Raw genomic sequence first — 25,156 nt, 5'->3', positions numbered from 1 at the left:
GGTTTCGGCTGCTGGATGGCGTGCTTTCGGCGCGTGCGAGCGCTGTCGCGGATCGAGAAGCGCTGGCGATCCGTCGCGAGTCCCGAGTCTTGCGCGCGTGAATGGCCGCCCAAAGCCGCAGCACGCCCGCAGCGCCTTGACTTGCCGACGCAAATCGCGAGAATGAGGCCCCGCCGCGAAAGCGGGGCCTTTTGCGGCGCGCCGATTCCCGCTTAGCGCGCATCCGCGAAAGCCGCGTCGAGCGAAGCCTCCTGCCCCTCGCGCTTCGCATGCCGACGCGCGCATGAGCCGTCCGCGAAGGCGTTTTCCCGCTGGATGTGCAACATCATGGACAATATCGGGATGCGGCGGGAACGTCGCTCGCATGCGCGCGTCGGCCACGATGCGAGGCGCGCCGCCGCACGGCATGCAATCCCGGCAATCGGCTCGTCGGCTCCATTCCCGCCGATGCGCCACCGAACACGGCCACACGCCGCCCGAGGATAGGGTCGTCCTTCGGCGCGGCTAACAAGAATCAGGAGCAAACGCTTATGACCGACATGAATCCGTCCTTTTTCGGCAGGCTGTCCATTGCCTTCGGCGCCTTCTTCGGCATCCTGGGCAACAGCGCCTTTGCTGGCCGCGTGCAGCGTCTGCGCGAAGCGCCTCATGCGCCGGAAGCGTCTCCGACGCCCGAAACGCCTCGAACGCCTCAAGCGCCCGAGAGACCCGTGCCCGCCGCCGCGCCCATCGCGCCCGCGCCGTCGGCGCTCAAGGAAACCAGCCCGGTCGCCGCGCTGCAATTGCTCGGCCTTCTCCAGCGCGATGCGCGCTTCATCGATTTCGTCGAAGAGGACATCGCCAATTACAGCGACGCCGATATCGGCGCGGCCGCCCGCCTCGTGCACGACGGCTGCCGCGCCGTGCTGCGCGAGCACTTCACGATCAAACCGGTGCGCAGCGAAGCCGAAGGCAGCCGCATCACGCTGCCCGACGGCTTCGATGCGAGCGCCGTGCGTCTGACCGGCAATGTCGTCGGCAAGCCGCCGTTCAACGGAAGCATCAGCCATCGCGGGTGGAAGGTCGAAGACACGCGCCTGCCGAAGCTCGCGCAGTCGCATGACGCGAGCATCGTCGCGCCCGCCGAGGTGGAGCTATGAGCGATTACCACGATCAGAACCCGGCGCGCTTCTCCATCGGCGTCGATCTCGGCACGACGCATTGCGCGCTGTCCTACGTGGACATGTCCGCGAGCGACGGCGAAAAGACCGCGCAAGGCGTGTTGTCGATCGCGCAACTCACCGCGCCCGGCGCGGCGGAAGAGCGCGAGCTCCTGCCGTCGTTTCTCTATTTGCCGCATCCGAACGAACTCGCGCCCGGCGATCTCACGCTGCCGTGGACGCAGGATCGCCCGTTCATCGTCGGCGAACTCGCGCGCAGCCGGGGCGCGGGCACGCCCATTCGCCTCGTGTCCAGCGCGAAAAGCTGGCTGTGTCATCCGGGCGTGGACCGGCGCGCGGCCATCCTTCCCGCCGATGCGCCCGAGGAAGTCGAGCGCGTCTCGCCGCTCGAAAGCTCCGTGCGCTATCTGACGCACTTGCGCGAAGCCTGGAACCACGCGCATCCGGACGCGCCGTTCGATCAGCAGGACGTCACCGTGACGATTCCCGCTTCCTTCGATCCCGCCGCCCGCGAACTCACGGCCGAAGCCGCCGCGCAAGCCGGCTACGCGCGCATGACGCTGCTCGAGGAGCCGCAGGCCGCGCTGTATAGCTGGATTCAGAAGTCCGCTGGCGGCTGGCGCAAGCAGGTGAGAGTAAGCGACGTGATTCTGGTCGTCGATGTCGGCGGCGGCACGACCGACCTTTCGCTCATCGCGGTGGTCGAGCGCGAAGGCAATCTGGAACTGCATCGCGTGGCCGTCGGCGAGCACATCCTGCTCGGCGGCGACAACATGGACCTCGCGCTCGCGCACATCGTCGCGCGCAAGCTCGCGACGCAGGGCACGCAGCCCGATCCGTGGCAATTGCGCGCGCTCACTTACGCGTGCCGGTCGGCCAAGGAAATGCTGTTGTCCGATCCGACCGTCGATACCGTGCCGCTCGTCGTGCCGAGCCGCGGCTCGAAGCTGATCGGCGGATCGCTGCGCACGGAACTCACGCGCGCCGAACTCACGCGGATTCTGCTCGAAGGCTTCTTCCCTCAGGTCGATGCCTCCGCGCGCCCCGTCACGCGTGCGCGCGTCGGCCTGACGCAGCTCGGTCTGCCCTACGCGCAGGATGCCGCCGTCACGCGGCACCTCGCCGCGTTCCTCGGCCGGCAAGTGAACGCGCTCGCCGAAGTGGAAGGCTTGCGGCACGAAGCACCGCAAGGCGCGACGCTGCTGCACCCGACCGCCGTGCTCTTCAATGGCGGCGTCTTCAAGTCGCATTTGCTGGTCGAGCGCGTGATGTCGACGCTCAATGCGTGGCTCGCCGCCGAGAACGCGCCCGCCGCGCGTCTGCTCGAAGGCGCGGACCTCGATCTCGCGGTGGCGCGCGGCGCGGCGTATTACGGCTACGTTCGTCGCGGCAAGGGCGTGCGGATTCGCGGCGGCACGGCGCGGGCGTACTACGTGGCGGTCGAATCCGCAATGCCCGCCGTGCCGGGACTGGAGCCGCCCGTGCAGGCGCTGTGCGTCGCGCCGTTCGGCATGGAAGAAGGCACCGAGGCCGCGTTGCCCGCGCAGGAATTCGGGCTGGTCGTCGGGGAGCCGGTGCATTTCCGCTTTTTCGGCTCGTCGGTGCGTCGGCAGGATCAGGTCGGCACGCTGCTCGATTACTGGCAGCCGGACGAACTGCAGGAACTCGAGGAGATCGAAGCGTCGCTGCCGTCCGAAGGCCGCACGCCCGGCGAAGTCGTGCCGGTCAAGCTGCATGCGCGCGTGACCGAAGCGGGCACGCTCGAACTCGAAGCGGTGCCGCGCGCGTCGCAGGAGCGCTGGAAGGTCGAGTTCGACGTGCGCGGCGTCGCGAGCGCGGATCACGGCGCGGGCCTGTAAGTGCCGACGCGCAAGAAGAAGGCGCCGGGCGCGCGGTATCGCGTCGGCATCGACCTCGGGACGAGCAACACCGTCGTCGCTTATGCCGAGGCCGGGTCGAACGATATCCGCGTGTTTCCGGTCGAGCAGCTCGTCGGTCCGGGCGAAGTGGCGGCGCAATCGCTCTTGCCGTCGCTGCGGTATCACCCCGCGCCGGGTGAACTCGCGCCGGGCGATGTGACGCTGCCGTGGACGTCGACGGACGAGTCGGCCGGACGCGACGAACCCGCCGCGGTCATCGGCCATTTCGCGCGCACGCTCGGCGCGAATGTTCCGGGGCGGCTCGTGTCGAGCGCTAAAAGCTGGCTCTCGCATGCGTCGGTGGATCGCGTCGCGCCGATTCTTCCGTGGGGCGGGAGCGCCGACGTCGCGAAGGTTTCGCCGGTCGCGGCGAGCGCGAGCTATCTCGCGCATGTGCGCGCGGCGTGGAATGCGCGCTTTCCGGATGCGCCGCTCGAAACGCAGGATCTCGTGCTGACGGTGCCCGCCTCGTTCGACGAAGGCGCGCGCGCCCTCACGCTCGAAGCGGCGCGCATGGCGGGCCTCGCCGCGTTGCGCCTGCTGGAGGAACCGCAGGCCGCGTTCTACGACTGGCTGTTTCATCACCGCGAGACGCTCGCCGGCGAACTCGCGGGCACACGTCTCGTGCTCATCTGCGATGTCGGCGGCGGCACGACCGATCTCACGCTGATCCAGGTCGAGATGGACGCAGACGGCGGCGAGCCGCGCCTCACGCGCATCGGCGTCGGCAATCATCTGATGCTCGGCGGCGACAACATGGACCTCGCGCTCGCGCATCTCGTCGAAGCGCGGCTCGCGGGCGGCGACGGGCGGCTCTCCGCGTCGCGGCTGTCGCAGCTCGTCGAGCGATGCCGCGCGGCCAAGGAACATTTGCTCGGCGAACGCGCGCCCGGATCGGCGTCGATCACGCTGCTCGGCGCGGGCTCGAAGCTGATCGGCGGCGCGCGTTCCGCCGATGTGACGCGCGAGGAGATCGAGCGGATCATCGTCGAAGGATTCTTTCCGCGCGTGTCGGAGAGCGAGAGACCGGGGCGGGCGCGCGGCGGCATCGTCGAATTCGGGCTGCCGTATGCGAGCGATCCGGCCATCACGCGGCACGTCGCGGCGTTTCTCGCGCAGCATGCGACGCAGGCGCGCAAGGCGTTGGGCGCGGTCCGAACGGGCGAAGGCGGTGCAGCAACGCGCGACCGCGAGAACGTGGCGGCGCGAAGCATCGAAGCGGGCAGCATCGAAGCGCGCGACGCCAATGTGCGCGATGCCAATGTGCGCGATGCCAATGTGCGCGATGCCAATGTGCGCGATGCCAATGTGCGCGACGCGACGGCCCGCGCGCGCCCGCGCGACGCCGCGTCAGCAACGTCCGGCGCCGACCCGCGCCAGACTGAAGCGGGCAACCCGCCCGGCACCGCAGACACCGCCAACGCCACCCTCCCCGTCCCCGACACGCTGCTCCTCAACGGCGGCGTCTTTCGCGCGGCCCCGCTCGCGCGACGCATCGCCGATACGCTCGGCAACTGGCGCGGCGAGCCGGTCAAAGTGCTCGCCAACGACAACCCCGACGTCGCCGTCGCGCGCGGCGCAGTCGCCTATGCGCTCGCGCGCGCGGGTCACGCGCCGAAGATCGGCGGCGGCTCGGCACGCAGCTACTTCCTCCTGCTCGACGAAGACGGCGACGCCACGCGCGGCGTCTGCGTCCTGCCGCGCGGCACCGAGGAAGGCCAGGCGATCCATCTCGCCGACCGCACTTTCGCGCTTCGCCTCGGCTCGCCGGTGCGCTTTCACCTCGTCTCGTCGGTCGCGGACACCGCGTACAAGGCGGGGGAAATCGCCGATGTGAGCGCATCGGCGGGCGACTTCGTGCGGCTGCCGCCGATTGCCACCGTCGTCGATCCGCGCGGCGAAGCGAGTGCGATCGCAAGCCCGAGCGCGAGTGCCGGCAAGCCGCGCGAGACGCCGGTGCAGTTGACGACATCGCTCACGGAAATCGGCACGCTGGAGATGCACTGCATCGCCACCGACGATCCTTCGAAGCGCTGGCTTCTCGAATTCCAGCTGCGCCGCGACGAACCGAGGGCCGATGCCGCTGTCGGCGGGACGCATCCGGGGCTGCCGAAAGCGCTGGAACTCATCGACCGGACCTTCGGCACGCGCGCGCAGGACGTCGGCCCGAAGGAAGTCAAGCGGCTGCGCGCGCAACTCGAACACGCGCTCGGCGCACGCGATACGTGGGACATCGCGGTTTTGCGCGAGCTCTTCGGCGCGTTCTGGGACCGCGCGAAAAAGCGCCGCCGCACCGCCGATCACGAGCGTCTGTGGCTCAATCTCGCGGGCTACTGCATGCGTCCGGGCTTCGGGCATCCGCTCGACGAATGGCGCGTCGAACAGTTGTGGACGCTCTTCGATCAGGGTATCCAGTACGTCAACGAAAGCCAGATCTGGTCGGAATGGTGGACGCTCTGGCGCCGCGCGGCAGGCGGTCTCGATGAAGCCGCGCAACTGCGCCTGCTCGACGACATGGCCTTCGTGCTGCAACCGCCCGGCACGAGCCGCTACCGGCGCGCGGCGGGCGCGGCGCGCGCGGGCTACGAAGACATGGTGCGGCTCGCGGCATCACTCGAACGCGTGCCGGTGGAACGCAAGATCGAGGTCGGCGAATGGCTGCTCACGCGCCTCAAGAAGCCGTCCGAGAACCTGCAAAGCTGGTGGGCGGTCGGACGCATCGGCGCGCGGCAGCCGTTCTACGGCAGCGCGCACGGCGTCGTGCCGCCCGACATCGCCGCGAACTGGCTCGATGCGATCCTCGCGCTCGACTGGAAGAAGGTCGAGCCGGCGGCTTTCGCAGCGGTGCAGATCGCGCGCATGACGGGCGACCGCTCGCGCGATATCGGCGACGACGTGCGCGCCGCTGTCATCGAGCGTCTCTCGACGATGGGCGCGGCGCAGTCGTGGATCGCGATGGTGCGCGAGACCGTCGCGCTCGATCGCGCCGACGAAGGCCGCGTCTTCGGCGAGACGCTGCCCGCCGGACTCAAGCTCATCGGATGAGCGCGGGCGGTGCGCCGGAATGATTCGCTGTCAGAAGCGTTCCGGCGCGCGCGGGCGGGGCATCGCTTGAATAGCGGCTACCCGCATCCTATGGTTATCAGTGTGTCGCTTCGACACTCATCGATACCGAAGGAGGTCATCATGCCGTCCCCACGCAAGGCTCAGGCGAGCCATCCCGCAGAAACGGAAATGTCGAGCCGCAAGAAAACCGCCGGCACGAAGGCGTCCCCCGCGAAGTCCGCAGGCGCGAAGGAAACGAGCGTCGGCAAGCGGACGACGAAGGCCAAGCAAAAAGCCTGACGGCGCGTCGAAGCCAACCGCGCTTCTTCGCGCGGGGCAACGGTTGTGGCTTTCCTTCGACACGGCGGCCGTATGCGATGCACGTCCGCCGTTCGCGCTCATCTCCTTCGGCGATGCTTCCTCGCGCCCGCCGGAACCGCCAAATCAGCATGCTTTGCCGCACCGAACGGCGCCACGCCCAAAAAAGCCGCTACGAAAGAGCGGGCGTGACCTAAAGTAGTTAACCCGCGAAGCTACCGCTTTCGAACCCGACATCCGACGATGGCCGTCCCGCCACGCGCCGCTACCGTGCGCACGCCAGGCATTCTTTCCGCGTCCGCGCGCGAGGCGGGCGCGAGCCTCGTGCGCAATCTCTCGATTCCCGCGCCGTTCGCGGATTCCGCGCTGGAAGCGCAGTTTCTCGAAGATCACAGCCAGCGTTTTTGCGCGTTCAGGCGCGCGTCGGCCCTGCTCGCGCTCGTCATCTGGACGTGCTTTCTGTGGTGGGACTTCAGCTTCGTGCGCGGCAACAAGGCGCTCAACGTGCGTCTCGCGGATATCCTCGCGCTGCGCTTCGCGGGCGTCGCGCTCCTGATCTGCGTCGGCTTTCTCGTGCTGCGGCCTTCGTTCCGCTCGCATGCGACGGCGCACCGCGTCATCGTCACCGGCATCTACGGCTTGCTGTGCCTCATCCTGACGATGGTCGCGATCACGCCCGCGCCGTACAACTACACGCAGTACTTCATCGGCCTCTATCTCGCGCTGTTCTTCCAGTTCAGCTTCTTTTATCTGCGCTCGCGCGTCGCGCTGACGGTCGGTGTCATCACGATGGCCTCGGTCGTCTTTCTGCAAATCACGGTGCGCCTGCTCAATCCCGAGGACTTCTTCGCGGGGCTGTTCTATATGTTCAACGTGGTCGTCGTCGGTCATGGCGTGTGCGCGCATGCCGAGCGCGTGTCGCGCGAGCGATATTTGGCCGAACGCGCGCTCGCCTCGCTCAACGACGAACTGCGCGCCGCCAACGGCTCGCTCGAACGCAAGAACCGCGAACTGGAAAGCTCGAAGCGCGACCTCGAGACGAAGACCAACGCGCTGCTCGCGCTGCGCGAGCAGCAGATGCTCGCCGCGCAGAGCGCGAGCCGCGAGAAATCCAACTTTCTCGCCGCCGCGACGCACGACCTGCGCCAGCCGATGCATGCGCTGAACCTCTTCCTCCAGGCCGCCGCCGAAGCCATTCGTAACGGCGAGTTCGCGCAGGCCGAGCGGCTCATCAACGAATGCGGGCGTTCGTCGGTGATTCTCGCGCGCCTTCTGAACGCGGTGCTCGATCTGTCGCGTCTCGAATCGGGGCGCGTCGTGCCGCGCTATCACGTCTTCGACGTGCGGCAGATCGTCGAGGAAGCGGCCGAGCAGTTGCGCCCGTTCGCCGCGAGCCGGGGCGTCGATCTGCGGCTGCGGCTGCCGAAGGACGATGTCGTCTGCGTGCGCAGCGACGCGCATTGGCTGGGCCGCGCGGTCGCGAATCTGGTGTCGAACGGGATCAAGTACGCGGATACCGGCAAGAGCGCGACGCCGACGGTGATCGTCGGCGTGGTGCGCTCGCCGACGCGCGCGCGCATCGACGTGCTGGACAACGGCATCGGCATTCCGGCCGACTGCTTCGACGCGATCTTCCAGCCGTTCTTTCAGCTCGACAACCCGGAGCAGGACCGCGATAAGGGTCTCGGGCTTGGCCTTTCCATCGTCAATGCGGTCGTGTCGATGCTGGACGAACACCGCATCGAGCTGAAATCCGCCGAGGGGCGCGGCTCGCGTTTCTCGCTGGAATTGCCGCTGTGCGGGCCGTCGCCGGACAAGCCGTCCGCGCGCGCGCCCGCGCGCTCGGCGGCGGCGGAAGCCGCGCAACTGAACGGGCGCTACGTGCTGCTCGTCGAGGACGACGGTCTCGTGCGCGCGTCCACCGAAGCGCTGCTGTCGCAATGGGGCGTGCTGTACGAATCGGCGGCGACCTTCGAGGAATACGAAGCCATTCTCGCGACCATCGAGCGCTTTCCCGATTTCATCATCACCGACTACCGCCTGCGCGATTTCAAGACCGCCCGCGAAGTCGCGATGCTCGGCGCGGCGAAGCTCGGGCGCGCGTGCCCGTGCCTCGTCGTGACGGGCGAGCCGGCGGCGACCATCGTGCCGCTCGCCTGCGAGCACGATGTCCTGAGCAAGCCCGTCAGCCCGGATGCGTTGCGGCGGGCGATGGTCTCGCTCATCAGCGGCGGCTAGCGCGCCGACGCCGCGAGCCGCGCGCCGAACCACTCGCGCAACGCCTCCACTTCTTCCATGCAGACGGTGTGCGCCATCGGATACGCGTGCCAGTCCACTTCGCAGCCCTGCTCGCGGGCGAACTCGCTGGCGTCTTCGCCGAGCCGCACGTCGAGCACATCGTCGAAGGTGCCGTGCGCCGCGAAGATCGGCGTGGTGCGGTTCGCCTCGCTGAACGATGCATCGATCAGTCCTTTCGACGGGATATAGCCCGACAGCACGATCAGCCCGGCGAGCTTCTCGGGATGCGTGAGTCCCGCGTGATACGTCATCGCGCCGCCCTGCGAAAAGCCCGCGATGAAAATGCGCTCGCTCGGAATGCCGCGCGCGTTCTGCTCGGCGATGAGTTCGCGCACGCGCGCCACCGACGCCTCGATGCCCGCTTCGTCCACCTTGCGGTTGATGCCTTCGAACGACAGAATGTCGTACCACGCGCGCATCACGTAGCCGTTGTTCGCCGTCACCGCCATCTCGCGCGCGTTCGGGAACACGAAGCGCACGGCGGGCGCATCGGCGAGGCGCAGTTCGGGCACGAGCGGTACGAAGTCGTTGGCATCGGCGCCCAAGCCGTGCATCAGAATGACGGCGAACTCGGGGTCCGGCGCGGTCTCGATTTCGACGCTCGACGGGGAATCGGTCATGCGTCCTCCTCTTTCAGATGATGGGAACGAGCATCTGGACGATGCCCACGATGGAAACCAGCCACACGAGCGAGCGCAGGAACGGCACGCCCGCCGCGTAGAGCGGCACATAGACGACGCGCGCGACGAAGTAAGCGAGCGCGCCATAGTGCGTGAGCGCGTTCTCGCGTCCGCTCACATGCACGATCAGCACGGCCACCGCGAACACCGGCAGCGTTTCGAAGAGATTCGCCTGGGCGCGCATCAGACGGCCGGTGAGCTTGCCGGGCGGCGGCGCGGGGCCATCGCGCGGGCCGGTGTTGTACTTGACGCCCGTCTCGCGGTTGCGCAGCAGCGCCGGCAGCAGAACCTGCACCAGCGCGAGAACCAGCGTCCAGGCCAGCATCGTCAATTCGAAACTCATCGCGTCTCCTGTGGTTGATACGTGTCGCGCGCGCGTGCGCAGAAGCGTCTAGCCCGCGGGCGCGGCGAGCGCGCCTTGCGCTGCGCCGTCCAGCGCGAGATCGTGACACGCCATCCGTTCGAAGCGTTCGCTCGTGTCCGAGTAGTCCCAGCGTTCGACGAGCGCGCGCCGCGCGAAAGCGTCGCTCGCGTCCGTCGAATAGCGAATCAGGTTCACCGAATTACCGATGCTCCTGCGCGTTCGCGACGACAGCGCCGTGCCCGCCTGCACCGCCCACACGCGCCGCCCGATGCCCGCGAACGCATCGTGCAGCGGCACCACGTAAGGCAGATGGACATGACCGCCCACGATCAGATCCACGCCCGCGCGCGCCCAGCATTGCACGGCGCGCGCCCGGCCATGCAGCAGGTTGTTCTCGTCGTGCACGCGCGTGACGGCGACCGGATGATGCGTCACCACGACGCGCAACTGCGCCGCGCTTGCCGCCGCGAGCCGCACGGCCACGCGGCCGATTTGCTCCGTCGACACTTCGCCGTCCGTGTGCCGATATGCACGCGTCGTGTTGACGCCGATGACGAGCACATCGCGCGATTCGAACGACGGCTCCAGCTCCGCGCCGAACGCCCGCGCGTGGTTCGCATACGGGCGAAAGAGCCGCGCGAACGGATCGAAGAGCGGGATGTCGTGATTGCCCGGCACGACGACCGTGGGCGTTGCGCCGAAGGTGTTCATGAACGCGCGCGCCTGTGCGAACTGATGCCTGCGCGCGCGCTGCGTGATATCGCCGGAGAGGATCACGACATCGGGCCGCATGGCATCGGCGAAACGCAGCAGCGCCGCCACGACGCGCGGCCGTTCTGTGCCGAAATGCGGATCGGAAATCTGCAGCAACGAGGTCATGAGCGATGCGCTTCTGCCACGGCGGGCTCGGGCTTGAGCAACAGAAGCCGCCGCTCCCGCACGCGGAATTCGAGCGGCATGTCGAGCCGGGCGACTTCGTTATCGGTTGCGCTCTTCGCGCGCCGCCGCTTGCCCGGCGCATCCGTCGGACGCGTCACCGGGATGCGGTCGAACGTGAAGGCATCGACATGTCCGGAATGGCTCAGGCGTCCTGTTGCGCCGCGCAGCATCAGGACGAGATGCGCGAGCCGGCCGATGGAGCGCGGCGCAATGGCGACGAGCAAGCCGCGTTCCAGTGCGCGGATTGCTCGATCTGCGAGCGGTTATTGCCGATGACAAGCGCGGACGCGCGCACTCCGCGCGTCACACGCAACAGCGCGACGAGCGCCGAGCCGAGCGCGACTATAAGAAAGCCCTACAACGCGAACGCGCCCGGACGGACGCTTACGTGTGCTCGCCGCGAATGTAGTACTCGAGCTGCTGAATGGTGAACTGCTGTTCGGAGATGATGTTCTTCACCAGATCGCCGATGGAGATCATGCCGACGAGCCTGCCGTTGTCTATCACGGGCAAATGGCGCATGCGCTTGTCGGTCATGAGAGCCATGCAGTCGTCGGTGGTCTGGTCGGGGCGCACGTAGCGCACTTGCGAGGTCATGATGTCGCGCACCGGCGTGTCCTTCGACGAGCGGTCCATCAGCACGACCTTGCGCGCATAGTCGCGCTCGGTCACGATGCCGACGATCTCGTCGCCCTCCGTCACGATCACCGCGCCGATGTGCTTGTCGGCCATCAGTTTGATCGCGTCGTACACCGGCGATGTTTCCGCGATCGTATAGACCGTGTGGTCGGGTTTGGAATTCAAAACATCTGCGACTGTTGCCATCGACCGCCTCCGTCTGGCTTCGCGCCGCCCGCCGGCGAGATGGCCGTCGATCGAACGCGCTGTGGTATCCGGAAAACGTAGCTGCGCTGGGTCGAGCGTAAGGCTTCCCGCGCGATGCCTTCATCGGCATTAACCCGACCATTCGAAAAAAGTATAGGACAGCGACGCCGCGCCCATGCGCGCTTTCCCCGCCTTCAGTTTTGCCGATTCCTGCCGCTAATCAGGCATCGCGCGGAACACACAGCAATCCGCGCGCACAACGCGGCGCTTCGCCAACCAACGAGGGAAAGACAGTGAGCAATTCGCAACAGGATATCGAGCAGCGCGTGCGGCTCGCGGGCAGCAACATGTTCGAGTTGCTTCTCTTCAGGCTCGGCGAGGCCGCGGGCACGGAGCAGCGCGACCTGTACGGCATCAACGTGTTCAAGGTCCGCGAGATTCTCGCGATGCCGGCGATCACGACCGTCGCCGGATCGAGCGAGGCGATTCTCGGCGTCGCCGACATTCGCGGGCAGATCATTCCGGTGATCGACCTCGCGCGCGTGGCCGGCTGTCGGCCGAAGAACGGGCCGAAGATTCTGCTCGTCACCGAGTTCGCGCGCACGACGCAGGGCTTCGCGGTCGAGGAAGTCGACGACATCGTGCGGCTGGAGTGGAATCAGGTGCTGTCGGCCGAAGCGCATTCGGGCGGTCGCACGGTGACGAGCTTCGCGCGGCTCGACGGCAACGTCGACGGGTCGCGGCTCGCGCAGGTGCTGGATGTCGAGCGCATCGTGCGCGACGTGCTGCCGGGTCAGGAGCCGGACATCACCGAGGCGAACACCGGCCGCCTGCAGCTGAAGCCGGGCGCGCGCGTGCTCGCCGCGGACGATTCCGGCGTCGCGCGCGCGCTCATCGAGCAAAGCCTGACGGCGATGGGCGTGCCTTTCGTGATGACGAAAACCGGCCAGGAAGCGTGGGACGTGCTCGACGCCGCGCGCCGCAGGGCGCAGAAGCACGGCACGGAAGTCGCCGACGAAATCGCGCTCGTGCTCACCGACCTCGAAATGCCCGAGATGGATGGCTTCACGCTCACGCGGCGCATCAAGGCGGATTCGGGGCTGCAGCACATTCCGGTGGTGATCCACTCGTCGCTTTCCGGCTCGGCGAACGAGCAGCATGTACGCAAGGTCGGCGCGAACGCGTATGTATCGAAGTTCGAGGCGTCGGAACTGGCGAGCGTGATGCGCGGCGCGCTCGTGGACGCTGCCTGACGCATTCGGATACCGCCGCGCAAAAAGAATCGGCGCCCGGCGCAGTCAGACCTCGTGAGTCTGGTGCGGCGGACGCCGAAAGGGTCGCGCGAGTCTAAAAGCCGGCGGGTAAGTCGAAAGACACGCCGGCGAGACCGGTTCGATCAGTGACCGAAGTAGACCGAGTTGGTGCTGTTAGCTGCCTGAACGCGGCTGCCGGACTGAGCCAGCGAGTCGCGCGAGCCGCCGAAGGCGTTCGCATCGACGCCGTGGGCGTGTTCTTCAGCAGCGAACGTTTGTGCGCTCGGGCCTTGCTGCGACGAGGGCGCGCCAACAGCCGGACGGTAGGACGGCGCCGGGCCGTAGCCGCTTGCGAAAGCGGGCGCGGCGAGCGTGGCGGAAGCGGCGATAAGAAGCGAGGCGAGAAGATTGCGTTTCATGGTGTGCTCCATAGACGGTTGACGTTCTTTCAGAAAGCGCCGCAGCGGTGTCGCGAGAAACTGTCTGCTACGTCGATGGAAAGCAGTGTATACCCCTACTATCGTTCTTTTATCCCGATATATTTCAATACACTTTTCACGCAGCGCCAACAATGGGCGTGGGCATCGAGGCGTGAAAACGGCGGCATCGCACGCCGCGTAAGGGATTGAGCGAAGCACGAGCGGGCGCGCAGCCAGTCATCGGTCGATGGGTATTTATCGCACGAACGTGCTTAATCGGGACGAACGCGCCCGAATTCATCGCCGTTCGGGACGTTATCAGTGAACGAGCCGTTGCATGAGGTGCACGAGCGTCGCCGGCGAATTGCCTTTCTGACAATAGGCGTCGAATCCGGCGTGCACGCCTTGGGTGCGCACCAGTTCCTCGCCGAGCGCCGTGAACGCGATGATGCCCGCGTCGCGCGTGCGGGCGATGCGCCGAAGGACGCGCGCGGTCGCGAAACCGTCGTGTTCGGGCATGCTGATGTCGAGAATGACGACGTGCGGCGCCCAGCCATCGACTGCGTGGAGCGCATCCACGCCTGAAAGCGCGACGCGCGTTTCGAATCCGTCTGCGGTGAGCGCCGCTGCGAGTGCCTCGGCGCTGGAGGCGTTGTCATCGATGACGAGAATGCGCCAGCTTCGAAGATCCACATCGATACTGCGGTTCGTCCACACGGCGCACTGAGGGGAATGCAAGGTCACGGGCATAGCGAGTCGGGAGATTCATCCAATCGCGTTTCAGCATGTTTCGCGCCCGAACCGGCGCCGCCCTCGTCCCGGCGTTCGCCAGCGCACTCAGGCGCTGGTCTCGCGCTTTGCCTTGCGCCGCTTGCCGGAGCGCTCCTCGCTCTCGCGCAGCCGCGCATTCGCTTCGACGAGCGAGGCGGCGTCGCGCTGGCGCAGCGCCACGTCCAGCTCGCCGAGCGCCGCGACGAGCGCGTCGCGGTCCGCGTCCTCGCACGCCGGTTCGCCGCGCGCCACGACGCGCCGCGCTTCCTTGTCGAGCCGCTTGAAGAGCTTCGCGGCAAAGCGCGTGTCCACCGCGCCGTCGCGCGCGAGTGCGGCGATCACCGATGCAAGGCGGATCAGGCCCGCCGCCGTCGTTTGCGTCGCGCCATCCAGATCGTCCAGGTCTTCCACAACGCCTCTCCCCAAGGTTGATCGACGGCGCCCGCGCCTTTCGCGGCGCGTCGGCCCGTCTCGCATCGCGCCATCATACGCCGTCAATGTGACAGTCATTCTTGCGCGGCACGCGACGAGTCCCGGTTTCGTTTCGCGCATTCGCGACACGCCAAACGCGCGCATGGCGAGCCGCGAGCGATGGCACACTAACGCCTGACGCCATCCGCACGGAGCGCAAACGCCCGCATGAACCCCGCTGCCCTGCAAAGACCGCCCTACGGTTCCGACTTTACCGGCCTCGTTTGCGGCTTTCGTTTTCGCGTCGATCAACCGGGCGAAGCAATCGACGCCGAAGCCGCCAGCGCGTGGCTGTCCCGCGACGACACCACGAAGGAATTCGTCTGGCTGCACTTCGACCTTGCGAACAGCGCATGCGAACGCTGGATGCGAACGCGCCTCGGCCTGCCCGACGCCTTCTTCGACACGCTGCACGAAGGCTCGCATTCGACGCGCATCGAGCATCAGGAGGGCGCGCTTTTCGCGGTCATCAACGACGTGATGTTCAATTTCGAGCTGACGCCTTCGGAAATTGCGACGCTCTGGGTCTACACGCATCAGAAACTGCTCGTCACGGCGCGCATGAAGCCGCTGCGTTCGGTGGATTCGCTGCGCGAGTCGGTGCGGCGCGGCGAAGTCTTCCGCTCGCCGGCCGAATTGCTCGCGCATCTCTTACGCGATCAGGCGGACTTGCTCGTGCACATCGTGCGGCGCACGAGCGCGGAAGTGGACGGCATCGAGGACCGGTTTCTCTCGACGCATTCGTCCACGACACGCTCGGACCTCGGCGCGCTGCGGCGCGTGCTCGTGCGGCTGCAGCGTCTGCTCGCGCCCGAGCCCGGCTCCGTGTTTCGCCTGCTCGCGCGGCCGCCGCGCTGGCTGCACGCACAGGACATTCAGGACTTGCGCGACGCCACCGAAGAGTTCTCGCTCGTTCTCAACGATCTCGCCGGCCTCGTCGAGCGCATCAAACTGCTGCAGGAAGAAATCGCGACGCGCATGGATGAGCAAAGCAATCGCACGCTTTTCACGCTGACGCTCGTGACCGTGCTCGCGCTGCCGATCAATATCGTCGCCGGTTTCTTCGGCATGAACGTCGGCGGGATACCGTTTGCGGAGAACCATCACGGCTTCTGGCTGCTCGTGTTCATCGTCGCGAGCTTTACCGTGCTTGCCGGATGGTGGGCGTTCAGGCGACGCCGCGATATGTGAGCGCGGCTGGCCGTTAAAGCCCGAGTTCGCTCAGGCCCGGATGATCGTCGGGCCGGCGGCCGAGCGGCCAGTGATATTTGCGCTCGGATTCGTTGATCGGGACATCGTTGATGGACGCATGGCGATGCGTCATGAGGCCGGCTTCGTTGAACTGCCAGTTCTCGTTGCCATAACTGCGATGCCAGTTGCCTGAATCGTCGTGCCATTCGTAGGCGAAGCGCACCGCGATGCGATTGCCCGTGCAAGCCCACAGTTCCTTGATGAGCCGATAGTCCAGCTCACGCACCCATTTGCGATGCAGGAACGCTTCCACTTCCGCGCGCCCATTGACGAATTCCGCGCGATTGCGCCAGCGCGTGTCCTCGGTATAGGCGAGCGCGACGCGCTTCGGATCGCGCGTATTCCAGCCGTCCTCGGCAAGACGAACCTTGAGCGCGGCGGTGTCTTTGTCGAACGGCGGGAGCGGCGGTCTCGTTTCCATGACGGTTCCTATCGGTTGGCATGCGTGCGGTTTTGGTAGACAGACCTGTCTACTTGCAAAGCACTCTAGCGCAGGTAGACAGGTCTGTCTACAATCGACAGCATGAAACTCATCGCTTCTCAAGCCGATCCTTTGGCGCTCACGCCGGATGCGCGCATTCTTCAGACGGCTCACGACCTCTTCTACCGCGACGGCATCCGCGCGACGGGCATCGACCGCGTGATCGCGGAATCGGGTGTGGCGAAGAAGACGTTCTACCGCTACTTTCCGAGCAAGGACGATCTGATCGTTGCGTTTCTGGAATATCGGCACGAGAACTGGATGACGTGGTTCCGCGACGCCCTCGCGCGTCATGGTGGCACGCTTTCCGCGCTCGTTCCCGCGCTCGCGGAATGGTTCGGCGGCGAGCGTTTCCGCGGCTGCGCGTTCATCAACTCGGTGGTGGAAGTGGGCGCCACGTTGCCACAAGCCGTCGAGATCGCGCGGCGGCACAAGCGCGACATGACCGCCGCCATTCGTGCGTTGATGCCGCCGTCGCGCACCGCGAAAGCGGACGCGCAGGCGCTCGCGCTGGCGGTCGATGGAGCGATCGTCGCGGCACAGTTCGCCGATACGCCCGCCGATGCGTTGAAGGCCCTCGCCCGCGTGGTACGGGCGGTCAAGCGTGCCGCCAACGCCGGATAAGCGGAGCTTGCACGCCTAACGCGCTTGCACGCCGAGCGTGCTGCTCATCTGATCGATATCGTCGGTGCTCAACGTGGCGGCGTCCGCCTTCAGTTGCAGGAACGCGACCACGGCCGCATAGCGCGAGCGCAGCAAGTCGCGGCGCGCCGTATAAAGGATGTCGATCGCGCGCAGCACGTCGCTGCCCGTGCGGCTGCCGACCTTGAAGCCCACTTGCGTTGCGTCCAGGGAATCGCGCGAGCTATGCACCAGATGCGCGAGCGCGTCGGTTCGCTGCCGTTCGCGCACGTACTTCGCGAAGTTGTCTCTCGCTGACGCCTCGGCCTGCACGGCGGCCTGAAGATAGCCCTGCTTCGCCTTGTCTTCGAGTGCGAGGGACTCCTTCACGCGCGCCTGAATCTCGCCGCCCGAAAAGAGCGGGATCTGAATCTGCAGCATGCCGGTGGTCGTCGTGGTCGGGCGCGCATAGCCGGAAGCCGCGCCCGCGGGCGTGTAGCTGCCCGTCACGCTGACGACGGGATAACCCGCCGCACGCGCCTTCGTCGATCCGAACTTCGCGATCTCCCAGCCGAGCTGCTTCGATTGCACCTCGAAGCCGCGTGTCTTCGCCTGCTCGACCCACGTTTCCTCGCCTTCCGCGAGCATCGGCAAAGCGACGTCGGGCGGCAAGGCTGCCAGCGCGGAAAATGGCCGACCGGTAACTTGCGCCACGGCGCGGCGCTTCACGGCGCGCTCCTGATCGGCGTCGACTTGCTGCAACTGTGCCTGTTCGCAGGCGGTATCGGCTTCGCGTTCGTCGATCAGCGTCGCTTCTCCCGCCGCGCGTTTGCGGCGCACCTGTTCGCGTTGAGCATCGATGGCCGCGAGATAGTCGGCGGCGCGTCTCACTTCTTCCTCGGCGGCGAGTTCGTCGAAATACGCGCGCACGGCGCGCAAGATCGCGGCTTGCTGCGCGCCCGCGAAATCCACGGCCCCTTGCGCGACGACGAAATCGGCCTGCCGATACGCCGTCCACTTGCTCCAGTCGAAAACCGGCTGCGAGACCGTCGCCATCCAGCCGTTCTGCCAGTATTTCTGGCGCGGAAGCCCGTCCATGTCGATGCGGTTGTACGCGCGGCCCCAGCCGCCCGCGATCTGCGGCAGCAACGCCGCGCGCGCGATCGGCACCGCCTGTTTCGCGGCTTCGTATCCGGCGCGCGCCGCACCCAGTTCCGCGTCGTAATCGAGCGCCTGCTGAACGACGGCAACGAGATCATCGCCGCGGGACGCATCGGCGTAGGCGAGTGCTGCCGCGAACGTGCATATCCACAGACTTCGCTTAAACATGGAGCGCTTCGTCCGCCGTGATGGTGTTGGCTGCGCTGGCATCGGGCACGAGCGCGCCGTCTTCGAAGCGGTAACGCGTATCGAACGCCGAGGCGAGCGCCATGTCGTGCGTAATGACGACGACCGTCCGGTCGAGATTGCGCAGCAACGCCGCGATGCGCCGCACGGAGACGGGATCGAGGTTCGACGTCGGCTCGTCGAGCAGCAACAGTTCACGCTCCTGATAGAGCGCGCGCGCGAGCAAAAGGCGCTGCCGCTGCCCCGCCGATATGTTCGCGATCGTATCGCTGATGACCGTGCGCGTGCGCATCGGCAAGCGCATGATGTCGTCGAGCAGCCCAACGTCTTCGAGCACGCGATGGATGCGCGCTTCGTCGGCGTGACCGGCGAACAGCGTGACGTTGTCTGCAATGGAGCCGTGCAGGATGATGTCGCCCTGCCGCATGTGCGCCTGATGCCGGCGAATTTCATCGACGGCGAGATTGGGCCACGCGATGCCATTGAGCGAAATATGCCCTTCGCGCAGCGGTTCCGACGCCGACAGCAGCTTGAACAGCGTGGACTTGCCACTGCCCGACGGCCCCGTTATCGCGATCTTGTCGCCGCGACGAATGGCGAGGCTCGCGTTCACGAGCACCGGTTCATCGGAGACGCCGTAGCTGAACGTCACGTCACGCATGTCGACGCGCTCGAACGCTCTCACTTCGGTCGCGCGCTGCGTATGTTCGAGCGGCGTGTAACGCTCGTTCTCGCATTCCACGATGTCGTCGACGCGCGCCGTCGGAACGCTCAACATGAAGTACTGGAACGTTGCGTTGATGGCGCTCGCGAAGCGCTCGGACATCAGCGACTTGTAGATGAGGAACGAATAGAACACGCCGACCGACACTTTTCCGCCAAGCATCAGCCGCGCGGCGAGCCACGTAATGACGATGGTGTCGGCATAGGTCACGAGCTTGAGCAGCCCGTCTCGCGTGCACGCGAGGCGGCCGCTTTTCAACAGCGCGGCGGCATATGCCTTGTAGAAGGTCATGTAGATGGCGGTGCGCCGTGTCTCGCCCTGCGCGAGCTTGAGCAAGGACGCGGCGCGAATCGTTTCGAACAACGAATCGTCACAACGCGCCGATGTTTCCATCACGAGTGCATGGTTGTCGCGCATGGCGGCAAACATGCTGAGTGCAAGTCCGATATACGCCGCGAAGATCAGCAAGGCCACCACCGTCAGTTGACGGCTTTGAATCAGCATCAATACGAGCGCAAGCGCGCCGACCGCGAGATCGACGAAGAGCGTCACCGTGGTGCGAGTCGTGAAGACGCTGATTTCGTCCTGGGCCTTGACGCGCGCGAAAACGTCGCCCACATGCCGCTTTTCGAACCAGGACATCGGATTGCGCAGCATGTGGCCGAGCAAGCCTTCGGTCGAGTTGATCTGCGTGATGTTGTAAAGCAGCTCGGTCAGGTACTTCTGAACGAATTCGCTCAGCGCGCCCAGCACGAAGATGCTCGCGAACGTGACGACAAGCACGTCGAGCAGATTGCGGTTGTCCGCGGCGACGACATAGTCGAGCACGAGATTGCCGAAGTATGGCGCGGCAAGAATGGCGAACTGGCTGCCGAGCGCCACGAACAATATCTTGCCGATTTGGGAACGCAGTTCCGGACACAACGCGCGCACGCGCTTGAGCGCCGCTGGCACGCGGGACTTCGCGCGAATGCGAGGCATCTGCGGCGTAGGCGCGAATTCGAGCAGAAAGCCCGAGACGGCGGAGCGGAACGTGTCCATCGAGATTCGCCGTCTGCCGGTTGCGGGATCGATCACGCGCACGTAGCCATGCCCCGCCTTTTCGAATACGACGAAATGCGCGCCGCCAAAATGAAGGATGGAGCCTCTTTTAACGGCTGAAAGATCGGACGCGTCGAAGCGGTATGCCTGCACCGCCAGCCCGAAATCGACGGCGACATCGTATAGATCCATGAGCGACAAGCCGTTCGCCGAGACCGGCTTATACGACGACAACTCGCGTACTTCGGTGGCGCGTCCGAGATGCGAAAGCACCATCGCGAGGCATGCGTATCCGCATTCGGCCACTTCATTCTGATAAATAATGCGCACATCAACCTCTTAGCATACGGAAGAGCGGCGCCAGCACCCACTCCGCAATCGTCCTGCGTTCGACCACGATGCTCGCCGTCGCACGCATGCCCGGCAGAATCCTGAAGTGCTGGCCTTCGAAGTCGAACGTACTGCCGCGCAGCGTGGCCCACGCAAGATAGTCGCCCTCGGACTCTTTCGCGCTGGGCGTTTCCTCGGCCGGATCGCGCGCGCCGGGCGTACCCGGCGGATTCATCGGGCTGGCCGGAAGCACCGTGGTGCCGGATATCGAGTCGATGCGCGCCTCATACGTGCCGAACTTGGCATAAGGAAACGCGTCGAACTTGAGCCGGACGATCTGCCCTTCCCGCACGAAGCCGCGACGCCGCGAAGGAATGCTCAACGCAGCGCGCAACGGTCCGCCGTCGGTGGTCGCGATGACCATCGCGACATCGCCCGCTGCGAGCATGCGGCCCGCAACCAGCCCGGAGAACGTGACGATGCCGCCCTTCGGCGCGGACACCGTCGCGTCCTGACGTTCGCGCTCGAAACGCGCGCGCACGTCCTGAACGTCGCGAGCATGGCGTGCGTCGAGTTCGCGCAATTGCGCCGCGAGATCGGTCTGCGTGCCGTTCGACGCGCTGATTTCCGCCGCAAGCTGCTGTCGGCGCGCGACGCTCTGCGCGACCGTGACTCTGCCCTGATGAATGTCGGCGCGCGCCTGTTCGAGCTTGTCCGCCGTGACGTATTCCGCGACGCCGCTGAGCCGCGCGAGCCGTTGCTCGAATTCGCCGACGAGTTGACTGTTCTGCGCGATCTGCGCGTCGAGCGAGCCCAGTTCCGCGCGACGGCTCGCTTCCGTGAGCCGCGCGGTTTCGCGCTGCGCGTTGAGCTGAATGCGCCGCTCGCCGTATTGCTCGTCTATCGCGCGGATTTGCTCGTCGCGCATCTTCTCGTCGAATGCCTGGCGACGCTCGCCGTCCGTCGTCAGAGAGAAATCGCGCTGTAGACGAAAGAGCGGCGTTCCCGGTTCGACGCGATCGGACGGCCTTGCCGAGATCGATGAAACGAGTCCGCTCAAGCCCTGAATCTTTACTTCGGATGCCGAAACGACTTCGCCGGATACGTCTTGTTTCAGTTCGATCTCGTGGACGAATCCGAACGCTACCGCGAATATCGTGAACGCGGACGTCGCGTAGGCGATCCAGCGCCACGGCACGTCTTTGAATTGCGGGAGGTCTGTCGGTTGCATGGATGATGGCCTGAGATGACGATGCGTCGCGTAGCCACGCGACTGACGATATTCGAGCGGGCTGCCGTCGCCTCTTATCGCGACGGTGCGAACGCGTACATCGCGGGATGCCCGGCGGGAAGCCACTGCTCGTAGTTGTCGCGAAGCGCCGTTTCGATATATTCCGCGAGCCGCTGCGGTGAATCGGCGGCGTCGAGAGCGAGTGCATCGAAAACGCGTAATTCGAAGCGGCCGCGCGCGAAGCGCAGATAGAACGGCAGAAGCACGGCGCCGAACGATTCCCCCATGCGAAAGACGCCGTTATGGATTCGCGCGCTCTTGCCGAACATCGTGACTTCGACCGTTTCCATCGGGTAGCGATGCATCGTGAACGGCGGAACATCGCTGAAGAGCACGGCGACGCCGTCACGCTTCAGCGATCGCGCCACGCGCACGCCGAGGCCGTTGCGGTTGGCATCGCCGTAGGTATAGAGCACCTTGATGCCGGGAATCAGCGCGTGGTCGTCGCCATACTGGTTTCTCGGCACGCCCGAGACGACCGACATCGACTGCAGGCCGAGCAACCCGGCCACGCGCTCGACGATATAAATGTTCGCGTACTGCGAGACGAAGTGAAACGGCGACAGAAATACCGGACGCCGAGGCGCTTCCTTCCTGAGTTTCTCAACGGCTCTCGCGAGCGTTTGGGCGATTGCGTCCAGGTCGGGCCATGTTTCGCTCTTGCGAATGTCGCGGCCAAAATAAATGCGCTGATCGATCAGCTTTTCAACCTGTGCGCCCACGCGCGCGCGATGCGATTGCGCCCGCGGCAAACCGAGAACATCGGCGCCGATTTCGGCTCTAACGAGGCCGCTCGCACGCGCTTCGGCGTCGAACAGGCTGCGCATGCGCCAGATGCAAATGGCGAGCGTTTCCACGGCATGCACCGGAATCCGGCCGACGATACTGCGGCGCGCCCGATGCTTTCGCATGGCGATCCATTTCTTCAGCGTGGAACGCAAGGCTGACATGACAAACTCGTCGTCGAAAAGACGGAAAACGGTGGACGGGAATGGATCGGGGTTTAGAACTAGCCCCAAGGAAACCGCATTCGCTTGCAGCGAATGCGGTTTGGCGGCGAACATGTGCGGCTGTGGCCGCCGACCCGGTTATCAGACGCCTGACGGCGTCAATAACCTTATTTCGTCGTGATGTAGATATTAATCGTCGTCGAGGCTGCGGAACGGCTGCTGTTCTTTGCGCAGCCGCCAGCCAGCGATTCCTTAACCAGTGCGTTACGGTCGATCTTTTGCATTTTTATTCCTTTTCGAATTATGGTTTGATTACTAACGCGCTCTACTGAGTCGCGTTCAATTCGTCCGGTCAGGACGTTCAAGGAACCAGTTTCATCTGGACTTGAAGGCGGGAATGGTAGGCATTTTAGCCAAAAGCGTAAATGACGAAAATTCCTAAAACGCGTCATATTAATGGCGCGTCAATGGCCGGTTCCTGAGCTTGCTTCGATGCAACGCACCGATATTCGAGCCATGCCGGCAACCGACGACTTCCTTAATGACGAAAAGCTGACAGTCAATGCAATTCGCAATATCGCTGCCGATAATCAACCTTAAATCCGACGCCGCGCGCACATATCACGAGCGACAAATAAAAAAGGCCGTCCGCAAAGCGGACGGCCTAAACACCCTTCGCTTGAACTTTAGCGAGTGGAAACAGAGAGCAGAACCGCTTTCTGATTGTTGTTCGGCGATTGCGCCGGTGCCGAGATGCCGATTGTTACGGTCGTTGAGTTGGAAGAACTGCTTGACGTCTTCGCCGTTCCGCCCGCGATCGAGCAGGCATTCAGCATGTTGCGGTCGATTTTTTCCATCTTGTCAAACTCACGAAATTTCGATTGAAGAGATACTGCCGCGCATCGCAGATACGCGGCTCCCGAGACTACCTTGCACTTCCCCGTTGCACTACTAGTGTTGACACTTACTTCGTCGTCCGAATTATTCCATCGCGGTCGTCAGTTGTAGGCGAAATTGACGGTCGCGGTTGCGGACACCGTGCCGCTCGTCATCGTGCCGAGCCGATAAAACTGCGCCACCAGCGGTATGGTCATCGCATTAGTGGCATCGACGGCGCCAAGCGTCATCGCGGTGTTGAGCGCAACCGGCGATCCGGTCGTGCCGCCCGTGTTTGCCGCTTTGAGCAATTGCACGCCGACCTGCGCTGCGGTGCCCGTATTCTTCAGCACGCTTTGCACCGTGTCCGAGGTTCCGTTCACCGTCATGGAAACGTTCGTGTTGGCCGCGCAGTTGTTGAGCTTGAGATCGAACGCGGTGGCGTTCTTCGTGTCGCCCACCGCCGTAAAGTCCGTGGTTCGCGCGGTTCCGAGCAGAATGCTCTGCGTCACCGAGTTGGGATCGACCGTGCACGTCGGCAAGATGATCGTGCCGGTGAAGGTCAGCGTCGCGTCGGCGGCGAATGTGGAGCCTGCGCTCATGAGTCCAAGCACAGCAACGCCTAGTTTGAGTCTGTTCATGTTCAATTCTCCTGTCGTTGATATTGCATGCGCGGAACGACGCGGCGTGCCGCCCGTCGCGCTGGTGGCAGCCGTGACGATCACTGGTATTGCACGGTCATCGTCATAGTCGCGTTCGCGGGCCCGGCGCTCAGCGTGCCGGTGCGGTAGTAGCGCGCTGTCATCGGAATCGAATAACTTCCGCCATTCGTGCTGTCGAAGCCGCTGAGCGTGCGATACGTCGCGAAGGGAAACACCGCGCCGGTGCTGTCATAAAGCTGAATGCCGACGCCGCCCGCAGCCGGACTGCCGCCCAGCGCCGCAACATTGGTGTAGCCGGCGATCGTCCCCGCCGACGGATCGATGCGGTACTGCACGCTATGAATCTGCCCCGCCGACGTGCCCGAGACCGTCGTGCCGCCCGGACAATTGTTGAGGCTGAGATTGAACGAGGCCACCTTGCTCGGCGCCGGCCCAATGCTCGGCAAATCGGCAGGACCTTGAATGCCCATTGGAACGGTCACGTCGGGCGTCTGACACGTCAGCACGGTGATGACAACCGGCGTGACATAGAAGTTGATGACACCGGCCGATGGCACGTTCCCCGCGGGCGGCGGCGTCAAGGTTTGCCACGAGAACGCCTGCGCGACCATGCCGGTGACGGTGCCAGGCGTGATGTCGCCCGTCTTCACCAGCGCCACGATCAACTGGCCGCCGTTATAGATGGTTCCGTTCGCGTTCCATTGACGACCGAGCCTCGAGAACGGCCACGGCCCCGAACTGAGGCTGTTCGGGATGGTGTAGCCGCCCATCGCGATGCCCACGCCGGGGACGTTCGTCGGATAGACCTCGAAATTGACGCCCTGGTAGTTCAGCGTATAAGCGGTCGGCCCTGCCGTCGTGATGCCTGCGGTCTCGAAGTCCGTGCCCGTATAGACGCTTCCCGATACGATGCACGTCCAATAGTCGCTCTCGCCGTGGACGAAGACCACATCGTGAGCACCGATCCATTCGGCAAGTCGCGGGCGACCGCCACGGTCGCTGGAAGGGTCAGCGTGAACGAGCTGTAGTTGACCGTGCAGTTCGCGGCGGCCCACGCGGAAGACGGCATGACCAGCAGTGCTGTGAGCCAGCACATGGCAAGACGCAGCAGCGTGGACAC

25 protein-coding genes are annotated in these 25,156 nt (G+C 65.2%); 9 read left to right on the top strand and 16 right to left on the bottom strand.

What is annotated here, in order from left to right:
• Window positions 1-530 precede the first annotated feature (530 nt).
• The 5 genes from LDZ27_RS16590 to LDZ27_RS16570 all read left to right on the top strand — a co-directional run bounded on the left by LDZ27_RS16590 (window position 531) and on the right by LDZ27_RS16570 (window position 8,680).
• Complete coding sequence (locus LDZ27_RS16590) at window positions 531-1,139, top strand: DUF2760 domain-containing protein (protein ID WP_244817069.1); 609 nt, start codon at window positions 531-533, stop codon at window positions 1,137-1,139.
• Window positions 1,136-3,019 (top strand): Hsp70 family protein, encoded by a 1,884-nt coding sequence (locus tag LDZ27_RS16585; RefSeq protein WP_244817068.1) that lies wholly within the window; start codon window positions 1,136-1,138, stop codon window positions 3,017-3,019. The genes LDZ27_RS16590 and LDZ27_RS16585 overlap by 4 nt, the downstream gene beginning before the upstream one ends.
• Window positions 3,020-6,124 carry an Hsp70 family protein gene (locus tag LDZ27_RS16580; protein WP_370653437.1) on the top strand — a complete coding sequence of 1,035 codons (3,105 nt, stop codon included), beginning with the start codon at window positions 3,020-3,022 and terminating at the stop codon, window positions 6,122-6,124.
• 141 nt (window positions 6,125-6,265) lie between these two features.
• Window positions 6,266-6,424 carry a hypothetical protein gene (locus tag LDZ27_RS16575; RefSeq protein WP_244817067.1) on the top strand — a complete coding sequence of 53 codons (159 nt, stop codon included), beginning with the start codon at window positions 6,266-6,268 and terminating at the stop codon, window positions 6,422-6,424.
• Window positions 6,425-6,685: 261 nt separating this feature from the next.
• Window positions 6,686-8,680 (top strand): hybrid sensor histidine kinase/response regulator, encoded by a 1,995-nt coding sequence (locus LDZ27_RS16570; protein WP_244817066.1) that lies wholly within the window; start codon window positions 6,686-6,688, stop codon window positions 8,678-8,680.
• On the opposite strand, the gene LDZ27_RS16565 is transcribed toward LDZ27_RS16570, so the two are convergent.
• The 5 genes from LDZ27_RS16565 to LDZ27_RS16545 form a co-directional block, all read right to left on the bottom strand.
• The gene (locus LDZ27_RS16565; RefSeq protein ID WP_244817065.1) at window positions 8,677-9,360 is read right to left on the bottom strand and encodes an alpha/beta hydrolase; all 684 of its coding nucleotides are present in this window, start codon (window positions 9,358-9,360) and stop codon (window positions 8,677-8,679) included. The two genes, LDZ27_RS16570 and LDZ27_RS16565, sit on opposite strands and share 4 nt — an antisense overlap.
• A gap of 13 nt (window positions 9,361-9,373) precedes the next feature.
• Window positions 9,374-9,763, bottom strand: coding sequence for an MAPEG family protein (locus LDZ27_RS16560; protein WP_244817064.1), 390 nt, complete (start codon window positions 9,761-9,763; stop codon window positions 9,374-9,376).
• A gap of 48 nt (window positions 9,764-9,811) precedes the next feature.
• Window positions 9,812-10,663 (bottom strand): metallophosphoesterase, encoded by an 852-nt coding sequence (locus LDZ27_RS16555; protein WP_244817063.1) that lies wholly within the window; start codon window positions 10,661-10,663, stop codon window positions 9,812-9,814.
• Complete coding sequence (locus tag LDZ27_RS16550) at window positions 10,660-10,947, bottom strand: hypothetical protein (RefSeq protein ID WP_244817062.1); 288 nt, start codon at window positions 10,945-10,947, stop codon at window positions 10,660-10,662. Before LDZ27_RS16550 ends, LDZ27_RS16555 begins: the two co-directional genes overlap by 4 nt.
• 160 nt (window positions 10,948-11,107) lie before the next feature.
• The gene (locus tag LDZ27_RS16545) at window positions 11,108-11,548 is read right to left on the bottom strand and encodes a CBS domain-containing protein (protein ID WP_244817061.1); all 441 of its coding nucleotides are present in this window, start codon (window positions 11,546-11,548) and stop codon (window positions 11,108-11,110) included.
• Window positions 11,549-11,841: 293 nt separating this feature from the next.
• Here LDZ27_RS16545 and LDZ27_RS16540 point away from each other — a divergent pair, with 293 nt between their 5' ends.
• The gene (locus tag LDZ27_RS16540; protein WP_244817060.1) at window positions 11,842-12,801 is read left to right on the top strand and encodes a chemotaxis protein; all 960 of its coding nucleotides are present in this window, start codon (window positions 11,842-11,844) and stop codon (window positions 12,799-12,801) included.
• Between the two features lie 143 nt (window positions 12,802-12,944).
• On the opposite strand, the gene LDZ27_RS16535 is transcribed toward LDZ27_RS16540, so the two are convergent.
• From LDZ27_RS16535 to LDZ27_RS16525, 3 genes are all read right to left on the bottom strand, one after another.
• Entirely contained in the window at window positions 12,945-13,220 is a 276-nt protein-coding gene (locus tag LDZ27_RS16535) for a hypothetical protein (RefSeq protein ID WP_244817059.1), read from the bottom strand.
• 318 nt (window positions 13,221-13,538) lie between these two features.
• The gene (locus tag LDZ27_RS16530; protein ID WP_244817058.1) at window positions 13,539-13,970 is read right to left on the bottom strand and encodes a response regulator; all 432 of its coding nucleotides are present in this window, start codon (window positions 13,968-13,970) and stop codon (window positions 13,539-13,541) included.
• Between the two features lie 87 nt (window positions 13,971-14,057).
• Entirely contained in the window at window positions 14,058-14,402 is a 345-nt protein-coding gene (locus tag LDZ27_RS16525; RefSeq protein WP_244817057.1) for a hypothetical protein, read from the bottom strand.
• 228 nt (window positions 14,403-14,630) lie between these two features.
• Here LDZ27_RS16525 and LDZ27_RS16520 point away from each other — a divergent pair, with 228 nt between their 5' ends.
• Complete coding sequence (locus LDZ27_RS16520) at window positions 14,631-15,653, top strand: transporter (RefSeq protein ID WP_244817056.1); 1,023 nt, start codon at window positions 14,631-14,633, stop codon at window positions 15,651-15,653.
• Between the two features lie 13 nt (window positions 15,654-15,666).
• Here the strand turns inward: LDZ27_RS16520 and LDZ27_RS16515 are convergent, their stop codons facing one another.
• On the bottom strand, window positions 15,667-16,134 hold the full coding sequence (locus LDZ27_RS16515) for a nuclear transport factor 2 family protein (RefSeq protein ID WP_244817055.1): 468 nt from the start codon (window positions 16,132-16,134) through the stop codon (window positions 15,667-15,669).
• Between the two features lie 102 nt (window positions 16,135-16,236).
• Here LDZ27_RS16515 and LDZ27_RS16510 point away from each other — a divergent pair, with 102 nt between their 5' ends.
• The gene (locus LDZ27_RS16510; protein ID WP_244817054.1) at window positions 16,237-16,818 is read left to right on the top strand and encodes a TetR/AcrR family transcriptional regulator; all 582 of its coding nucleotides are present in this window, start codon (window positions 16,237-16,239) and stop codon (window positions 16,816-16,818) included.
• A 15-nt stretch (window positions 16,819-16,833) separates the two neighbouring features.
• Here the strand turns inward: LDZ27_RS16510 and LDZ27_RS16505 are convergent, their stop codons facing one another.
• The 4 genes from LDZ27_RS16505 to LDZ27_RS16490 all read right to left on the bottom strand — a co-directional run bounded on the left by LDZ27_RS16505 (window position 16,834) and on the right by LDZ27_RS16490 (window position 22,498).
• Window positions 16,834-18,144 (bottom strand): TolC family protein, encoded by a 1,311-nt coding sequence (locus LDZ27_RS16505; RefSeq protein ID WP_244817053.1) that lies wholly within the window; start codon window positions 18,142-18,144, stop codon window positions 16,834-16,836.
• A complete protein-coding gene (locus tag LDZ27_RS16500; protein WP_244817052.1) occupies window positions 18,137-20,257 on the bottom strand; it encodes a peptidase domain-containing ABC transporter in 2,121 nt (706 codons plus the stop codon). Before LDZ27_RS16500 ends, LDZ27_RS16505 begins: the two co-directional genes overlap by 8 nt.
• A 1-nt stretch (window position 20,258) precedes the next feature.
• On the bottom strand, window positions 20,259-21,488 hold the full coding sequence (locus tag LDZ27_RS16495; RefSeq protein ID WP_244817051.1) for an HlyD family efflux transporter periplasmic adaptor subunit: 1,230 nt from the start codon (window positions 21,486-21,488) through the stop codon (window positions 20,259-20,261).
• Window positions 21,489-21,562: 74 nt separating this feature from the next.
• A complete protein-coding gene (locus LDZ27_RS16490) occupies window positions 21,563-22,498 on the bottom strand; it encodes a hypothetical protein (RefSeq protein WP_244817050.1) in 936 nt (311 codons plus the stop codon).
• Between the two features lie 456 nt (window positions 22,499-22,954).
• On the opposite strand from LDZ27_RS16490, the gene LDZ27_RS16485 reads away from it, so the two are divergent.
• Window positions 22,955-23,098 (top strand): hypothetical protein, encoded by a 144-nt coding sequence (locus tag LDZ27_RS16485; RefSeq protein WP_244817049.1) that lies wholly within the window; start codon window positions 22,955-22,957, stop codon window positions 23,096-23,098.
• 86 nt (window positions 23,099-23,184) lie between these two features.
• Here LDZ27_RS16485 and LDZ27_RS16480 read toward each other — a convergent pair whose 3' ends face one another.
• The 3 genes from LDZ27_RS16480 to LDZ27_RS16470 form a co-directional block, all read right to left on the bottom strand.
• Entirely contained in the window at window positions 23,185-23,355 is a 171-nt protein-coding gene (locus tag LDZ27_RS16480) for a hypothetical protein (RefSeq protein WP_244817048.1), read from the bottom strand.
• Between the two features lie 141 nt (window positions 23,356-23,496).
• Window positions 23,497-24,015 carry a fimbrial protein gene (locus tag LDZ27_RS16475; RefSeq protein WP_244817047.1) on the bottom strand — a complete coding sequence of 173 codons (519 nt, stop codon included), beginning with the start codon at window positions 24,013-24,015 and terminating at the stop codon, window positions 23,497-23,499.
• A gap of 80 nt (window positions 24,016-24,095) precedes the next feature.
• Window positions 24,096-24,986 carry a fimbrial protein gene (locus LDZ27_RS16470; RefSeq protein WP_244817046.1) on the bottom strand — a complete coding sequence of 297 codons (891 nt, stop codon included), beginning with the start codon at window positions 24,984-24,986 and terminating at the stop codon, window positions 24,096-24,098.
• Between the last annotated feature and the right edge of the window lie 170 nt (window positions 24,987-25,156).

Origin of the sequence: Caballeronia sp. Lep1P3 (assembly GCF_022879595.1) — a bacterium.
GTDB lineage: Bacteria > Pseudomonadota > Gammaproteobacteria > Burkholderiales > Burkholderiaceae > Caballeronia.
Note: the sequence above shows the minus strand (reverse complement) of the source record. Positions and strands in the feature narration are given on the sequence as shown.

Bases quoted from the DNA above. Each gene is read 5' to 3' on its own strand.
- LDZ27_RS16590 (WP_244817069.1), top strand. From the start codon at position 531: ATGACCGACATGAATCCGTCCTTTTTCGGCAGGCTGTCCATTGCCTTC.
- LDZ27_RS16585 (WP_244817068.1), top strand. From the start codon at position 1,136: ATGAGCGATTACCACGATCAGAACCCGGCGCGCTTCTCCATCGGCGTC.
- LDZ27_RS16575 (WP_244817067.1), top strand. From the start codon at position 6,266: ATGCCGTCCCCACGCAAGGCTCAGGCGAGCCATCCCGCAGAAACGGAA.
- LDZ27_RS16570 (WP_244817066.1), top strand. From the start codon at position 6,686: ATGGCCGTCCCGCCACGCGCCGCTACCGTGCGCACGCCAGGCATTCTT.
- LDZ27_RS16565 (WP_244817065.1), bottom strand. From the start codon at position 9,360: ATGACCGATTCCCCGTCGAGCGTCGAAATCGAGACCGCGCCGGACCCC.
- LDZ27_RS16560 (WP_244817064.1), bottom strand. From the start codon at position 9,763: ATGAGTTTCGAATTGACGATGCTGGCCTGGACGCTGGTTCTCGCGCTG.
- LDZ27_RS16555 (WP_244817063.1), bottom strand. From the start codon at position 10,663: ATGACCTCGTTGCTGCAGATTTCCGATCCGCATTTCGGCACAGAACGG.
- LDZ27_RS16545 (WP_244817061.1), bottom strand. From the start codon at position 11,548: ATGGCAACAGTCGCAGATGTTTTGAATTCCAAACCCGACCACACGGTC.
- LDZ27_RS16535 (WP_244817059.1), bottom strand. From the start codon at position 13,220: ATGAAACGCAATCTTCTCGCCTCGCTTCTTATCGCCGCTTCCGCCACG.
- LDZ27_RS16530 (WP_244817058.1), bottom strand. From the start codon at position 13,970: ATGCCCGTGACCTTGCATTCCCCTCAGTGCGCCGTGTGGACGAACCGC.
- LDZ27_RS16520 (WP_244817056.1), top strand. From the start codon at position 14,631: ATGAACCCCGCTGCCCTGCAAAGACCGCCCTACGGTTCCGACTTTACC.
- LDZ27_RS16515 (WP_244817055.1), bottom strand. From the start codon at position 16,134: ATGGAAACGAGACCGCCGCTCCCGCCGTTCGACAAAGACACCGCCGCG.
- LDZ27_RS16510 (WP_244817054.1), top strand. From the start codon at position 16,237: ATGAAACTCATCGCTTCTCAAGCCGATCCTTTGGCGCTCACGCCGGAT.
- LDZ27_RS16505 (WP_244817053.1), bottom strand. From the start codon at position 18,144: ATGTTTAAGCGAAGTCTGTGGATATGCACGTTCGCGGCAGCACTCGCC.
- LDZ27_RS16495 (WP_244817051.1), bottom strand. From the start codon at position 21,488: ATGCAACCGACAGACCTCCCGCAATTCAAAGACGTGCCGTGGCGCTGG.
- LDZ27_RS16490 (WP_244817050.1), bottom strand. From the start codon at position 22,498: ATGTCAGCCTTGCGTTCCACGCTGAAGAAATGGATCGCCATGCGAAAG.
- LDZ27_RS16485 (WP_244817049.1), top strand. From the start codon at position 22,955: ATGGCGCGTCAATGGCCGGTTCCTGAGCTTGCTTCGATGCAACGCACC.
- LDZ27_RS16480 (WP_244817048.1), bottom strand. From the start codon at position 23,355: ATGGAAAAAATCGACCGCAACATGCTGAATGCCTGCTCGATCGCGGGC.
- LDZ27_RS16475 (WP_244817047.1), bottom strand. From the start codon at position 24,015: ATGAACAGACTCAAACTAGGCGTTGCTGTGCTTGGACTCATGAGCGCA.